General features: G+C 38.4%; 13 protein-coding genes, 1 pseudogene and 1 other annotated feature. All 14 genes and pseudogenes read left to right on the forward strand.

The features are described 5' to 3' along the window. Positions 1-112: pseudogene (locus ACESM9_RS09970) on the forward strand (elongation factor Tu); the annotation flags it as partial. Positions 113-452: 340 nt separating this feature from the next. Further along, positions 453-602 carry a 50S ribosomal protein L33 gene (gene rpmG / locus ACESM9_RS09975; RefSeq protein WP_372997822.1) on the forward strand — a complete coding sequence of 50 codons (150 nt, stop codon included), beginning with the start codon at positions 453-455 and terminating at the stop codon, positions 600-602. Between the two features lie 22 nt (positions 603-624). After that, entirely contained in the window at positions 625-828 is a 204-nt protein-coding gene (gene secE, locus ACESM9_RS09980; RefSeq protein WP_372997824.1) for a preprotein translocase subunit SecE, read from the forward strand. 104 nt (positions 829-932) lie between these two features. After that, positions 933-1,454, forward strand: coding sequence for a transcription termination/antitermination protein NusG (nusG, locus tag ACESM9_RS09985; RefSeq protein ID WP_372997826.1), 522 nt, complete (start codon positions 933-935; stop codon positions 1,452-1,454). A 48-nt stretch (positions 1,455-1,502) separates the two neighbouring features. Further along, positions 1,503-1,928: a 50S ribosomal protein L11 gene (gene rplK, locus ACESM9_RS09990; protein WP_372997828.1), complete on the forward strand. Its 426-nt coding sequence runs from the start codon at positions 1,503-1,505 to the stop codon at positions 1,926-1,928. Between the two features lie 52 nt (positions 1,929-1,980). Continuing rightward, complete coding sequence (rplA, locus tag ACESM9_RS09995) at positions 1,981-2,676, forward strand: 50S ribosomal protein L1 (protein WP_372997830.1); 696 nt, start codon at positions 1,981-1,983, stop codon at positions 2,674-2,676. A gap of 18 nt (positions 2,677-2,694) precedes the next feature. Further along, positions 2,695-2,815: a sequence feature (ribosomal protein L10 leader region), on the forward strand. Positions 2,816-2,849: 34 nt separating this feature from the next. Next, complete coding sequence (rplJ, locus tag ACESM9_RS10000) at positions 2,850-3,353, forward strand: 50S ribosomal protein L10 (RefSeq protein WP_372997832.1); 504 nt, start codon at positions 2,850-2,852, stop codon at positions 3,351-3,353. 20 nt (positions 3,354-3,373) lie between these two features. After that, positions 3,374-3,754, forward strand: a complete 381-nt coding sequence (rplL, locus tag ACESM9_RS10005) for a 50S ribosomal protein L7/L12 (RefSeq protein WP_372997834.1) — start codon at positions 3,374-3,376, stop codon at positions 3,752-3,754. Between the two features lie 488 nt (positions 3,755-4,242). Further along, positions 4,243-8,235 carry a DNA-directed RNA polymerase subunit beta gene (gene rpoB / locus ACESM9_RS10010; RefSeq protein WP_372997836.1) on the forward strand — a complete coding sequence of 1,331 codons (3,993 nt, stop codon included), beginning with the start codon at positions 4,243-4,245 and terminating at the stop codon, positions 8,233-8,235. A 20-nt stretch (positions 8,236-8,255) separates the two neighbouring features. Beyond that, positions 8,256-11,834 carry a DNA-directed RNA polymerase subunit beta' gene (gene rpoC / locus ACESM9_RS10015; RefSeq protein ID WP_372997838.1) on the forward strand — a complete coding sequence of 1,193 codons (3,579 nt, stop codon included), beginning with the start codon at positions 8,256-8,258 and terminating at the stop codon, positions 11,832-11,834. An 83-nt stretch (positions 11,835-11,917) separates the two neighbouring features. Continuing rightward, positions 11,918-12,163 carry a ribosomal L7Ae/L30e/S12e/Gadd45 family protein gene (locus ACESM9_RS10020; protein WP_372997840.1) on the forward strand — a complete coding sequence of 82 codons (246 nt, stop codon included), beginning with the start codon at positions 11,918-11,920 and terminating at the stop codon, positions 12,161-12,163. 66 nt (positions 12,164-12,229) lie between these two features. After that, positions 12,230-12,604 carry a 30S ribosomal protein S12 gene (gene rpsL / locus ACESM9_RS10025; RefSeq protein ID WP_372997842.1) on the forward strand — a complete coding sequence of 125 codons (375 nt, stop codon included), beginning with the start codon at positions 12,230-12,232 and terminating at the stop codon, positions 12,602-12,604. A gap of 120 nt (positions 12,605-12,724) precedes the next feature. Beyond that, positions 12,725-13,195 (forward strand): 30S ribosomal protein S7, encoded by a 471-nt coding sequence (gene rpsG / locus ACESM9_RS10030; protein WP_372997844.1) that lies wholly within the window; start codon positions 12,725-12,727, stop codon positions 13,193-13,195. An 81-nt stretch (positions 13,196-13,276) separates the two neighbouring features. Continuing rightward, entirely contained in the window at positions 13,277-15,343 is a 2,067-nt protein-coding gene (gene fusA, locus ACESM9_RS10035) for an elongation factor G (protein WP_372997846.1), read from the forward strand. Positions 15,344-15,510: the final 167 nt, after the last annotated feature.

The following is a 15,510-nucleotide window of genomic DNA, read 5'->3' on the forward strand; positions in this document are numbered from 1 at the left end:
AATGACAATCAAGCTAATAACTCCAATAGCTATAGAAGAAGGATTAAGATTCGCTATAAGAGAAGGCGGAAGAACAGTAGGAGCAGGTGCTGTTGCATCTATAATAGAATAATTAAATCGGGGACATTCCGCAGCAAGGGATACCCTGGTAACAGCAGTTTGTCCCCTATATTAGTTTTCACTATTTAATTTGGTTGATACATTTAAGCTTATAATAAAATAAAAGACCAGGTTTACCTGGTCTTTTCTAAAGTATTAAAATTCGCTTGTCTGGCAATACTCATTATATATTAGAAGTTATTAACTTAACCATAAAACAATAAATATAATGTTAGTTAAGTACAAAATATTGACATGTGAATTAAATTATGATAGATTTTTAAGGTAGCCCAATTGTGCTATATTATTATGTCGTGCATAAATTAATGCCTTAGTGTTAGGAGGTGCCGTTAATGAGAGTTAAGATAACCTTGGCATGCAGTGAATGCAAGCAGAGAAACTATAATAATATGAAAAACAAAAAAAATGATCCTGACAGATTGGAAATGAGCAAATATTGCAGATTCTGCAGAAAGCATACTGTTCATAAGGAAACAAAATAGGCTGTAAAGGAAGTGTGATAAAATGACAGATACAGCTAAGAAGTTTAGCATCAAAAGATACTTTAAAGAGACAAGGGCTGAAATGAAAAAGGTCAGCTGGCCTGCTAGAAAAGAAGTATTACAGCATACACAAGTAGTTTTAATTTCTATAATTATCATAGGATTGGCATTATGGCTTGTTGATTTGGCTTTTGCAAAAGGATTAGATTTATTTCTAACCAGATAACAAAGTCATTTAATGGAAAGTAAACGCCAAGGATTTTATACTTTCCTACGAATTATAGTAGAAGGAGGAAAGACCTTCGCATAAAACGCGAAGTCTGTTTACTGATGGAAGAAAGAGGCAAGTGGTATGTGGTTCATACTTATTCCGGATACGAGAATAAGGTTAAAGCCAATATTGAAAAAATAGTTGAAAATAGAAATATGCAGGATGTTATCTTTGAAGTAAGGGTGCCAGTTGAAGAGCAGATAGAGATAAAAAACGGCAAAAAGAAAGTCACCCAGAAAAAGATCTTCCCAGGATATGTTATTGTCAAAATGATAATGACAGATGAATCATGGTATGTTGTTAGAAACACAAGGGGTGTGACTGGTTTTGTCGGACCTGGATCTAAACCCGTGCCTCTCACTGATACAGAAGTAAAGAATCTGGGTGTTGAAAAAGTTCCTGTTAAACTTGATGCCAAGGTTGGTGACAGCGTTAAGGTTATTTCCGGGCCTTTTGAAAACTTTGTAGGAGTCATACTAGAGATAAATAATGAAAAGCAAAAGGTAAAAGTATTGGTTTCAATGTTTGGAAGAGAAACACCTGTTGAATTGCAATTCTTCCAGATTGAGACTCTGAAATAGCTTACTTAAATTCTATATATAGAATTATCCGTGAGAGGAGGTGCAACAATGGCCAAGAAAGTGACTGCGCTAATAAAACTTCAGGTTCCTGCAGGAAAAGCTACACCAGCACCACCAATAGGTCCTGCTTTAGGTCAGCATGGTGTTAATATTATGGGCTTTTGTAAGGAGTTTAATGAAAAAACTGCAAAGCAAGCAGGATTGATCATACCTGTAGTTATTACTGTATACCAGGACAGATCCTTTACCTTTATCACAAAAACTCCTCCGGCAGCAGTTTTGATTAAGAAGGCTGCTGGAATCGAAAGTGGATCTGGAGTACCTAACAAGAACAAAGTAGCAAAGATATCTAAGGATAAGGTTAGAGAGATTGCTGAGCTTAAAATGCCTGATCTCAATGCAGGAAGCATAGAAGCTGCAATGAAAATGGTAGCAGGTACAGCAAGAAGTATGGGAGTAGTTGTAGAAGATTAAAATTTAGTGGGAGGAAATATGATTTCCGCTATACCACAAGGAGGAAAGATTAATGTTTAGAGGTAAGAAATATAAAGAAAGCTTAAAGCTTATTGAACCAGGAAAACTCTATGATCCAAAGGAAGCTATAGAGCTGGTTCAAAAGGCAGCAAAGGCTAAATTCGATGAATCAGTAGAAGTTCATGTTAAACTGGGTGTTGACCCCAGACATGCAGACCAACAGGTTAGAGGCGTAGTTGTGTTGCCCCACGGAACAGGTAAAACTCTCAGAGTTTTAGTATTTGCAAAGGGTGAAAAGGCTAAAGAAGCTGAAGCAGCAGGAGCAGATTTTGTTGGTGCTGAAGAATTAGTTGCAAAGATACAAGGCGAGAATTGGTTTGATTATGATGTTGTAGTTGCTACACCGGATATGATGGGTGTAGTTGGAAGATTAGGTAAACTTCTTGGACCAAAAGGATTAATGCCTAATCCAAAATCTGGTACTGTAACCTTTGATGTAGCAAAAGCTATTGCAGACATCAAAGCTGGTAAAGTTGAATACAGAGTTGACAAGACAAGTATTGTCCATGTTGCTATTGGTAAAGTTTCCTTTGGATCAGAAAAGCTGGCTGATAACTTTAAGACTTTGATGGATGCCATTATTAAGGCAAAACCAGCAGCAGCTAAGGGAACTTATCTTAAGAGTGTTACTCTTACAAGCACAATGGGACCTGGGATTAAAGTCAATCCTCTCCGTGTTATTGAATAATAACATTTAATAACATTAGCTGAAATTGAATATATACCGTAGACAGTAGGTGCTTTACGCTTAATTTCCTACCGAGGTTTTGATCATAAATAAAATTATGACCTCTCTATGTCTACGGAGAGGTCTTTTGTATCCTCAAAAGACCTGTAATCTCAACATGAGGAGGTGTAGATATGTCTAAAAACTTAGAACTGAAACAGCAGATTGTAAGCGAAGTAAAGGAAAAACTTGAAAAATCAAGTGCAGTATTGTTAGTTGATTATAAAGGCATAAATGTTGCAGATGTAACAGAATTACGAAAGAGATTCAGAGAAGCAGGTGTAGATTATAAAGTTTACAAGAATACTCTATTCAAGAGAGCCGCACAGGAGCTTGGAATAGAAGAACTCAATGAATTCCTGGAAGGTACTGTAGGATATGTATTTGGATATGATGATGTTGTATCTCCTGCTAGAACAATAAATCAATTCCAGAAGGATTATCCTAAAACTCCTTTAACAGTAAAAGCAGGTTACATCGAAAAGGGCTTCATGGATGCCAAAGCCGTTAAAGCTCTTGGAGATTTACCATCAAGAGAAGTTCTTATCGCAATGTTGCTTGGTGCATTACAGGGTTCAGTACGAAACCTTGCATACATGTTAAACTCAATAAAAGAAAAAAAAGAAGCGGAAGCTTAATATAATAGGAGGTAAATAAAATGGCAAGTGAAAAAACTTTAAAGTTCATAGAAGAAATTAAAAATATGACAGTATTAGAGTTGGCAGAATTAGTTAAAGCTATAGAAGAGGAATTTGGTGTAACTGCAGCAGCTCCTGTAGCTGTAGCAGCAGGACCAGCAGCAGCTGGAGCACCAGCTGCTGAAGAGCAGACTGAGTTCAATGTAGTATTGGCAAATGTTGGCGCAGAAAAGATTAAGGTTATCAAGGTTGTTAGAGAAGTAACTGGCCTTGGCTTAAAGGAAGCAAAAGACCTTGTTGATGGAGCTCCAAAGCCAATCAAAGAAGGCGTAAGCAAACAGGAAGCAGAAGAGATAAAAGCAAAGTTCGATGGAACAGGTGCAACAATAGAAATAAAGTAAGAAACATTTTAAATAAGAGCCGCTTATACTGCGGCTCTTTTAACTATATGAACTATGCAGCAAGTCCCATAGTAGTTGCATGTTGCAAGCATTGTGTCCCTTCTTTAAGATCATGGTTTCAGGTTACGAGGGTTCTAGCATAATTTCTTGGGGCCAGTGACATGAGACAGGAATCAGAAAAATCTCAAAGAAATTTTCGCAAATATGCCAAAATAATTTATATTTCCCGGGAAAAATCGACACAATATATTATATGAATAAAAAAATTGATAAAAGTAATCCTATATTATTGACAGATACTAGAGGGTATGTTAATATTATATATTGCATTGGTGTAAAAAATTACTATATTTGAGCATACAGCTGTATAAGATTGATTTAATAAGGCAATATTAAAATAGCTATGCTAAAATTTACAGTTGACCAAAAGCAGATGCAGAGAGCTTTTGGCTATTTTACTTTATTTATTATTAAGGGGTGAGTGACTTATGGTACATCCAATCTCTGTTGGGAAAAATCAGAGAATGAGCTACTCAAGCATTGACGAAGTTATGGATATGCCGAATCTTATTGAAGTCCAGAAAAATTCCTACAACTGGTTTCTTGAAGAAGGCTTAAGGGAAGTATTTAACGATATTTCACCTATTACAGATTATACAGGAAATTTAGTATTGGAATTTGTCGATTATTCTTTGGACAGCAAACCAAAATATGGTGTTGAGGAATGCAAGGAACGAGATGTTACATACTCCGCACCACTTAAGGTGAAAATCAGGCTGGCCAACAAGTCTACAAATGAAGTGAAAGAACAGGAAGTTTTTATGGGAGATTTTCCTCTCATGACAGACAATGGAACATTTATAATCAATGGAGCTGAAAGAGTAATAGTAAGCCAATTGGTTAGATCCCCAGGTGTTTATTATGACCAACATATAGATAAATCTGGAAAGAGATTGCATTCGGCAACGGTTATTCCTAATAGAGGTGCATGGTTGGAATATGAAACAGATTCCAACGATGTATTATGGGTAAGAATAGATAGAACAAGAAAGATCCCAATCACAGTCCTCTTAAAAGCTCTTGGATATGGTACCGATCAACAGATAGAAAATCTGCTTGGAGAAGACGAAAGAGTAAAAGCCACACTTCAAAAGGATACTACTAAGAATACGGAAGAAGCTCTTATAGAAATATATAGAAGGCTGAGACCCGGAGAACCTCCAACTGTTGAAAGCGCCAAATCCTTATTAGAGTCTTTGTTTTTTGATGCTAAGAGATACGATTTGGCTAAGGTAGGAAGGTACAAATTTAATAAGAAGCTATCTCTTGCAGCAAGACTAATCGGTCAGAAATTGGAAAAAGACATTATTGATCCTCGTACAGGAGAAATTCTAGCCGAAGCAGGAGAAAAGGTAACTAGAGAAAAAGCTTATAAGATTCAGAATGCAGGAGTTAATGAAGCCTTCATAGTTTTTGAAGGAAAAACAGTAAAAATACTTGGAAATAATGTTGTTGATATAAATAAATATATGCCCTTTGATGTTTCAGACTTGAATATTAGGGAAATGGTAAACTTAAGAGTATTACAGGAGATAATGGGTCAATACGAGTCTGAAAGTGATATAAAGGAAGAAATAAAAAGAAGAATAAATGATCTAATTCCTAAACATATTTTGGTGGATGATATAATAGCTTCCGTGAGCTATCAATTAAACATTGTATATAATGTTGGAAATATAGATGATATAGATCATCTGGGCAACAGAAGATTGAGATCTGTTGGAGAGTTATTGCAGAATCAGTTCCGAATAGGTTTATCCAGAATGGAAAGAGTTGTAAAAGAGAGGATGACCATTCAGGACATAGAAGTTGTTACTCCTCAACAACTTATAAATATAAGACCTGTAGCTGCATCCATCAAAGAGTTCTTTGGGAGCAGCCAGTTATCACAGTTCATGGATCAGACAAACCCGTTGGCAGAGCTTACTCATAAGAGAAGATTGTCTGCTTTGGGACCAGGAGGTTTATCAAGAGAAAGGGCCGGCTTTGAAGTCAGAGATGTTCACCATTCACATTACAGCAGAATGTGCCCGATTGAAACTCCTGAAGGCCCCAATATAGGTTTGATAGGAAGCCTTAGTACTTATGCCAGAATAAATGAGTACGGGTTTATCGAAGCACCCTATAGGAAAGTTAAAACCAATGAAAACGGGGAAAAGATTGTAACTGATGAAATCGTTTATGTAACTGCAGACGAAGAAGACGATTACATTGTTGCCCAAGCAAATGAACCTTTAGATGCTGAAGGTAGATTTATAGACAAGAAGGTTACAGCAAGGGTAAGAAATGAAATAGTGGTAGTTCCTGTATCAGAAGTCGAATTTATGGATGTTTCGCCAAAACAGGTTGTGTCTGTAGCAACAGCTATGATACCATTCCTTGAAAATGACGACGCAAACCGTGCTTTAATGGGTTCAAACATGCAGCGTCAGGCAGTACCTCTTATTAAGCCAGAATCTCCAATAGTAGGTACAGGAATGGAGCATAAAGCAGCTATTGATTCCGGTGTTGTGAAACTTGCTAACAATAGTGGTATTGTTGAAAAAGTCAGTTCCAATGAAATAGTAGTTAAAACCGATGATGGAAACAGAGATAGATACAAACTTCTAAAGTTTAAGAGATCAAATCAAGGCACTTGCATAAATCAGAGACCTTTTGTAAAAAAAGGAGATAAAGTTAAAAAAGGACAGGTGATAGCTGACGGGCCTTCTACAGATTGTGGTGAGATAGGTCTTGGAAGAAATGTGCTCATCGGATTTATGACCTGGGAAGGTTATAACTATGAGGATGCTATATTGATTAGTGAAAAACTGGTTAAAGAAGATGTGTTTACTTCAATTCACATAGAAGAATATGAAGCAGAAGCTCGCGATACCAAGCTAGGTCCTGAGGAAATAACCAGAGATATACCTAATGTAGGCGAAGATGCTCTCAAGGATTTAGACGAGAGAGGTATAATAAGAATCGGAGCAGAGGTAAGAACTGGAGATATATTGGTAGGTAAGGTAACTCCGAAAGGAGAAACGGAACTTACAGCAGAGGAAAGACTGCTAAGAGCTATTTTCGGTGAAAAAGCCAGGGAAGTAAGAGATACTTCGCTTAGAGTTCCTCATGGTGAAGCAGGAATAATAGTAGATGTAAAAGTGTTTACCAGAGAAAACGGTGATGAGTTGCCCCCTGGAGTCAATGAGCTTGTAAGAGTTTATATAGCTCAGAAGAGGAAGATATCTGTTGGAGACAAGATGGCAGGAAGACACGGTAATAAAGGTGTTATATCAAGAATATTACCAGAAGAAGACATGCCTTTCCTTCCCAATGGGACACCTTTGGAGATAGTATTAAATCCTCTTGGAGTTCCATCCCGTATGAACATAGGTCAGGTGCTGGAAGTTCATCTTGGCTTAGCTGCTAAAGCTTTAGGGTGGAAGATTGCTACTCCAGTATTCGACGGTGCAAACGAAAACGATATAATGGATACATTGGAAATGGCAAATAAAGTTATTCAGGTAAGAAAGCAGCTTAAATATATAAAAGAGAAGCTAAATGCAAAAGAAGATGAAGAACCTGAAAATACAACAAGTACAGAAGAGAATAAAGAAATAATCGACGAATATTTGGAAGATACCGTATTTACATTGGATAAGAGGCTTGCAGATATAAAGGAAAGAATCAAGAATGCAGACCTTGATAATATTAAAGATATAGAAGAACTTCTAAGCAGCTTTGAGGATAATCCCCTTGTAGATGTAGACATGGACAGAACAGGAAAGATTCAATTAAGAGATGGCAGAACAGGGGAATATTTCGATAATGAAGTAACTGTTGGATATATGTATATATTAAAACTATTGCATTTGGTAGACGATAAGATTCATGCCAGATCCACTGGACCATATTCCTTGGTAACTCAGCAGCCTCTTGGAGGAAAAGCCCAATTTGGTGGCCAGAGATTCGGAGAAATGGAAGTTTGGGCGCTGGAGGCTTATGGTGCTGCACATACCCTTCAAGAAATTCTAACTGTAAAATCTGATGATGTTGTTGGAAGGGTTAAGACCTATGAATCAATTGTAAAGGGAGAAAATATACCTGAGCCCGGCGTACCTGAATCATTCAAGGTGCTTATAAAAGAGCTTCAGAGTCTTGCGTTGGATGTTAAGGTTCTTTCAGAAGAAAATGAAGAAATAACCATAAAAGAATCCGTTGATGATGATTTGGAAGACCTGAGCAATGAGATGGAAACCAGAGAAGACCTTGACCTTTCAAATCTTCCTTACAAAGGTGGAGCTGAGGAAGAAAAAGAAAGTCTATATGACGATTATGACGAAGAAGCCGAAGAGGAAGACTTTGAAATAGATTTGGATATAGATGAACTAATAAAAGATGAATCTAAAGAAGACGAAGATATTGGGGAAGATTATTAAAGGAAGGGAGAGAAGAGCCCTTGTTGGAATTAAATAACTTCGAATCATTAAAAATAGGTTTGGCATCCCCGGAAAAAATAAGGGAATGGTCAAGAGGAGAGGTAAAGAAGCCGGAAACCATAAACTATAGAACATTAAAGCCTGAAAAAGAAGGCTTGTTCTGTGAAAGAATTTTCGGGCCTACAAAGGACTGGGAATGCCACTGCGGCAAATACAAGAGAATAAGATATAAGGGCATAATATGCGACAGATGCGGTGTTGAAGTGACCAAAGCCAAGGTCAGAAGAGAGAGGATGGGACATATTGAATTAGCAGCCCCAGTTTCTCATATTTGGTATTTTAAAGGCATACCCAGTCGTATGGGTCTTTTACTTGACATGTCGCCGAGAGCATTGGAAAAAGTGCTGTATTTCGCTTCATATATTGTTATAGATGCAGGCGATACAGGCCTATCTGTTAAGCAGGTACTAAATGAGAAGGAATACCGAGAGGCCTTAGAAAAGTATGGTAATAGATTCAGAGCAGGAATGGGAGCAGAAGCTATAAAAGAGCTTTTGACTAACATAGATTTGGATCAACTGGCCAAGGAGCTGAGGCATGACCTTAAAGACAGCTCAGGCCAGAAAAAGCTTAGAACTGTTAGAAGACTGGAAGTGGTAGAAGCCTTCAGGAAATCCGGTAATAAGCCTGAATGGATGATTCTGGATGTGATTCCTGTAATTCCACCGGATTTAAGACCAATGGTTCAGTTGGATGGAGGAAGGTTTGCTACATCAGACCTTAATGATCTATATAGAAGAGTAATAAACAGAAACAACAGATTAAAAAGGCTATTAGATCTTGGAGCGCCTGATATTATCGTGAGAAATGAAAAAAGAATGCTTCAAGAAGCAGTTGATGCATTAATAGACAATGGTAGAAGAGGAAGACCCGTTACAGGTCCAGGAAACAGACCTTTAAAATCCTTGAGTGATATGCTCAAAGGAAAGCAAGGAAGGTTTAGACAGAACCTGTTGGGTAAGCGTGTTGACTATTCCGGCCGTTCGGTTATAGTTGTAGGACCAAATTTGAAACTATATCAGTGTGGATTGCCTAAAGAAATGGCTTTAGAGCTCTTCAAGCCTTTTGTAATGAAGAAGCTTGTCAAGGATGGCTTGGCTCACAACATAAAGAGCGCGAAAAGAATGGTAGAAAGGGTAAAAACTGAGGTTTGGGATGTATTGGAAGAAGTCATAAAAGAGCATCCGGTACTCTTAAATCGTGCTCCTACACTTCATAGGTTAGGAATACAGGCCTTTGAGCCTGTTCTGGTTGAAGGAAGAGCATTAAAACTCCATCCTTTGGTATGTACTGCCTATAATGCTGACTTCGACGGAGACCAGATGGCAGTCCATGTACCTTTATCTGTGGAAGCCCAGTCGGAAGCAAGATTTTTAATGCTTTCAGTGAACAACATCCTTGCTCCCAAGGATGGCAGACCTGTGGTCAGCCCTACTCAGGACATGGTAATGGGAATATATTATCTTACTATACATGTCCCTGGTGAAAAGGGAGAAGGCAAGGTATTTGCAAGCATAGATGAGATGATAATGGCATATCAGCTGGGTGAAGTGGGACTCCATGCTATGGTTAAGGTCAAACTCACCAGAACTGTAAATGGAGTTGTTAAATCCAAGATTATTGAGAATACAGTAGGAAGACTCATATTCAATGAAGCAATGCCTCAAGATGTCGGATTTGTGGATAGAACTATAGAGGGTAATGAGTTTGTACTTGAATATGATCCAAAAGATAAAGATGGAAACCTTATACCCATAGATAAGAAGATGCTGGGTAAAATAGTCGATAAATGTTATAGAACTCATGGCTCTGCAAAGACAGCCCTAGTTCTTGATGAAATAAAATCCTTTGGTTTCCATTACTCAACAAAGGGAGCAGTAACAATAGGTGTAAGCGATATAGATATACCTGAAGCAAAGAAAAGATTGCTGTCCGAAGCGGATGGTAAGGTTGACAGTATTGAGAAGATGTACAGAAGAGGTCTCATATCTAACGAGGAAAGGTATGAGAGAGTAATCGAAACCTGGAAGAACACAAAAGATGATATTACCAAGGCTCTTATGGATAACCTTGATAGATTGAATCCTGTATTTATGATGGCTAACTCAGGAGCAAGAGGAAGCGTCAATCAGATAAGTCAGCTGGCTGGTATGAGGGGACTTATGGCTGATACATCAGGAAGAATAATTGAAATTCCAATAAAAGCTAACTTCCGTGAAGGTCTTAATGTGTTGGAATTCTTCACATCAACTCACGGAGCCAGAAAGGGATTGGCAGATACTGCCTTAAGAACCGCAGACTCAGGTTACTTAACCAGACGACTTGTAGATGTCAGTCAGGATGTTATAGTAAGAGAGAATGATTGTGGCACAGAAGAGGGAATTTTGGTAAGTGAAATAAAGGACGGAAATGAAATAATTGAAAAATTGGAAGACAGACTGGCAGGAAGATATGCGATGGAAGATATTATCCATCCGGAAACTGGTGAGGTATTAGTAAAGAAAAATGTTATGATCACCGAGAAGATGGCTTCCAAGATAGTCAAAGTAGGAATAAAGAAAGTAAACATTCGTTCAGTATTGACTTGCCATTCCAGACATGGTGTATGCGCAAAGTGTTATGGCATGAATCTGGCTACAGGTGATCCAGTAAATATTGGGGAAGCGGTTGGTATTATTGCTGCCCAGTCTATAGGCGAACCTGGAACCCAGCTTACAATGAGAACTTTCCACACTGGTGGTGTTGCAGGAGACGACATAACTCAAGGTCTTCCTAGAGTTGAGGAATTATTTGAAGCCAGAAAACCTAAGGGATTGGCTACCATATCTGAAATAGCGGGCATAGTAAAATTAAATGATGCAAATAAGAAGAAAAAGGAAGTAATTGTAATAGGAGACGATGGCGATACAAGAACATACACAATACCGTATGGTTCAAGGCTTAAGGTATATGATGGAGACAGGATTGAGGCTGGTGACGAAATTACTGAAGGCTCTGTTAATCCACACGATATATTAAAAATAAAAGGTATTGCAGGAGTTCAATCCTATTTGCTACATGAAGTTCAAAGGGTTTATAGGCTCCAGGGTGTTGATATAGCTGATAAGCATATAGAAGTTATAGTAAGGCAAATGCTTAGAAAAGTGAAGATCGATGAAGCTGGCGATACTGATTTATTACCTGGCGGCTTGTTTGATATATTTAAATTTGAAGAAGAAAATAAGGCTATTGAAGAACAAGGTGGGGAGAAAGCCACAGGCAAGAGAGTGCTATTGGGAATAACCAAAGCATCGCTGGCCACGGATTCCTTCTTATCTGCAGCATCTTTCCAGGAAACTACAAGAGTACTAACTGAGGCAGCTATAAAAGGAAAGGTGGATCCTCTAATCGGCTTGAAGGAGAATGTTATAATCGGAAAGCTGATCCCTGCAGGCACAGGCATGAAAATATACAAGGAGGCTACTGTCAGACTGCCCGAAGAGAGTTATGAGGAAATTCAAGAAAATCTTGAAAATCCTGAGGGAGAGGTAATTATTTAGTATTGACAACAAAATATTGATAAGCTAAAATTAAAAAGTATGTTAAAAAGCCATATTCTTTTTGGCATGAGGAGGAGATGTATATGGAAAGATTGAAGTCCTCAAAAAAAAAGATTATTGGATTAAAACAAACAATAAAAGCAATTAAAAATGACAGCGTTGATATAGTCTATATTGCAAATGATGCGGAAGAGCCCATAAAAAACAGTATATTTGAAGAATGCAGGGGAAAAGATATTCAAATTGTGCAAGTAGACACAATGAAGAAACTTGGAGAAGCATGCGGCATTGATGTGAATGCATCATGTGCTTCGCTGTTAAAAGCTTAGAATACGCCCCTTCATCATGAAGGGGCGTATTTTATAGATAAAAAATAACACGAGGAGGTGTATTTGATGCCTACTATAAACCAGTTGGTTAGAAAGGGCAGACAGCAAGTAACTTACAAATCTCAAGCGCCGGCTCTAGAAGAGTCTCCACAGAAAAGAGGGGTATGTACTGTAGTTAAAACAACTACTCCTAAGAAGCCTAATTCTGCTTTAAGAAAGATTGCCAGAGTAAGGCTTACTAATGGAATAGAAGTTTCAGGATATATTCCTGGAATAGGACATAACCTTCAGGAGCACTCTGTTGTGCTTATTAGAGGAGGCAGGGTTAAGGATTTACCTGGTGTTAGATACCATATAATCAGAGGAACCCTGGATACTGCTGGAGTTGCTAACAGAAAGCAAGGCAGATCAAAATACGGTGCAAAGAGACCTAAGAAATAATATTGTGCGGATATAATACCACAGCTTGGCTGTGTATATATATATTTTGCGCACAACGGCATCATGTATAAGACAATGCCGAGTACCGATGAATAATTAAATGTTAAGGAGGGAAGCAAAGTGCCAAGAAAAGGACATATTCCAAAAAGAGATGTTTTACCTGATCCAATTTATAATGACAAGATAGTTTCAAAGCTTATCAACAATGTTATGCTTGACGGCAAAAAAGGTGTAGCTGAGAAAATTATATACGGAGCTTTCGATATAATTAGAGAAAAGACAGGTAAGGATCCTCTAGAAGTATTTGAGGCAGCTATGAACAACATAATGCCAGTGTTGGAAGTTAAGGCTAGGAGAATAGGTGGTGCTACCTATCAAGTTCCTGTTGAGGTAAGGCCTGACAGACGACAAGCATTAGGTATGAGATGGCTCATCGACTTCTCAAGAAAAAGAGGAGAAAGAACAATGAGGGAGAGATTGGCAGGAGAAATCATGGATGCTGCCAATAATGTAGGTTCCAGCGTTAAGAAAAAAGAAGACACTCACAAGATGGCTGAGGCTAATAAGGCTTTTGCACATTACAGATGGTAGTTATTAATAATAAAGAATTGTGTAAAGCTGAAATTATTGGGAAACATATAAGTGATTCTTGCTATAGAGAGGAGGATTTTAGTGCCTAGGCAATTTCCTTTAGAAAAAACTAGAAACATAGGAATAATGGCCCATATAGATGCAGGGAAAACCACAACCACAGAAAGAATTCTGTTCTACACAGGCAGAACTTATAAGATTGGCGAAACTCATGAAGGCTCTGCAACTATGGACTGGATGGAGCAGGAACAGGAGAGAGGAATAACCATCACCTCTGCAGCTACTACTGCTCAATGGAAGGGTCACAGAATCAACATTATAGATACGCCGGGGCACGTGGACTTTACTGTTGAGGTAGAAAGGTCACTGCGTGTTCTCGATGGTTCAGTTGCTGTATTCTGTGCAAAAGGTGGAGTTGAGCCTCAATCAGAAACAGTTTGGCGACAAGCTGATAAATACAATGTACCGAGGCTTGCTTATGTAAACAAAATGGATATCATGGGTGCTGATTTCTTCAGAGTTGTTGAGATGATGAAGGAAAGGCTCAAGGCCAATGCTGTGCCGATACAATTACCTGTAGGTAAGGAAAGTGAATTTGTTGGCATCATTGATCTTGTTACCATGAAAGCAGAGATATACAAAGATGATATGGGCAAAGAAATCGAAGAAACTGAAATACCAGAAGATATGATGGATTTGGCCCAGGAGTATAGGGAAAAGATGATAGAAGCTGCTTCAGATAATGATGAAGAGCTGATGATGAAATACCTTGATGGAGAAGAGATAACTATTGAAGAACTGAAGGCTGCTATTAGAAAAGGTACCTTATCCAATAATATGGTTCCGGTTCTTTGTGGTTCATCTTATAAGAACAAGGGAGTGCAATGGGTCTTAGACGCAGTTGTGGACTATTTACCTTCACCCTTGGATATACCGCCTGTTGAAGGCACCAATATTGAAGGCGATCAGCAAATGATAAGAAAAGCTGATGACAACGAACCATTCTCAGCCCTGGCTTTTAAGATTATGGTTGACCCCTATGTAGGAAAGCTTGCTTTCTTTAGAGTATATTCAGGAAAAATAGAAGCAGGTTCTTATGTTTATAACTCCACTAAGGGTAAAAGAGAAAGGCTTGGAAGAATAGTTCTGATGCATGCAAATCACAGAGAAGAAGCAAAAGAGGTTTATGCCGGTGACATTGCAGCTGCTGTAGGACTCAAAGACACAACTACCGGTGATACTCTTTGTATTGAAGAATCACCTATCATACTTGAATCCATGCAGTTCCCGGAACCTGTTATAAATGTGGCTATAGAGCCAAAGACTAAAGCAGGACAGGATAAGATGGGAATAGCATTGGCAAAGCTGGCTGAAGAAGATCCGACTTTTAGAACATATACAAACAACGAAACAGGTCAGACCATCATAGCCGGAATGGGTGAATTGCATCTAGAAGTATTAGTTGATAGGATGCTTAGAGAATATAAAGTTGAAGCCAATATAGGCAAACCTCAGGTTGCCTATAAGGAAACCATTAAGAAAAAGGTTCAGGCTGAAGGTAAGTTTGTAAGACAGTCCGGCGGTAAAGGACAATACGGCCATGTATGGCTTGAAATAGAGCCTAAAGAACCAGGTACCGGTTTTGAATTTGTTAACAAAATCGTAGGCGGTGTCATACCAAAGGAATATATACCTGCTGTTCAAGCCGGTGTAGAAGAAGCATTACAAAACGGTATTCTTGGAGGATACAATGTTATCGATGTAAAGGTAACACTCTATGATGGTTCTTACCATGAGGTGGACTCATCAGAAATGGCCTTCAAGATAGCAGGTTCAATGGGATTCAAAGAAGGTATGAGAAAGGCGGATCCGGTTCTTCTAGAGCCTGTAATGAGGGTTGAAGTTACAGTGCCCGAAGAATATATGGGTGATGTAATAGGAGACATAAACTCAAGAAGAGGAAGAATAGAAGGAATGGAAGCCAGAATGGGAGCTCAAGTGGTAAGAGGTTTTGTGCCGCTGGCTGAAATGTTTGGATATGCTACTGACTTGAGATCAAAGACTCAGGGACGAGGAGTCTACACAATGGAAATGAGCCATTTTGAGGAAGTTCCAAAGAATATCGCCGAAAAAATATTGGCAAGATAATAAAATTTTTATTTAGCTCATTTCGAAGTGAAAGACAAAAATTGATAATATGCTGAGAAATCATTCGGATATAAAGGAGGAAAATAAAAAAATGGCAAAGGCAAAATTTGAAAGAACCAAACCCCATGTAAACATAGGAACCATAGGACACGTTGACCATGGTAAGA

Source organism: Lutispora sp., assembly GCF_041687175.1.
In the GTDB taxonomy this organism is placed as follows: domain Bacteria; phylum Bacillota; class Clostridia; order Lutisporales; family Lutisporaceae; genus Lutispora.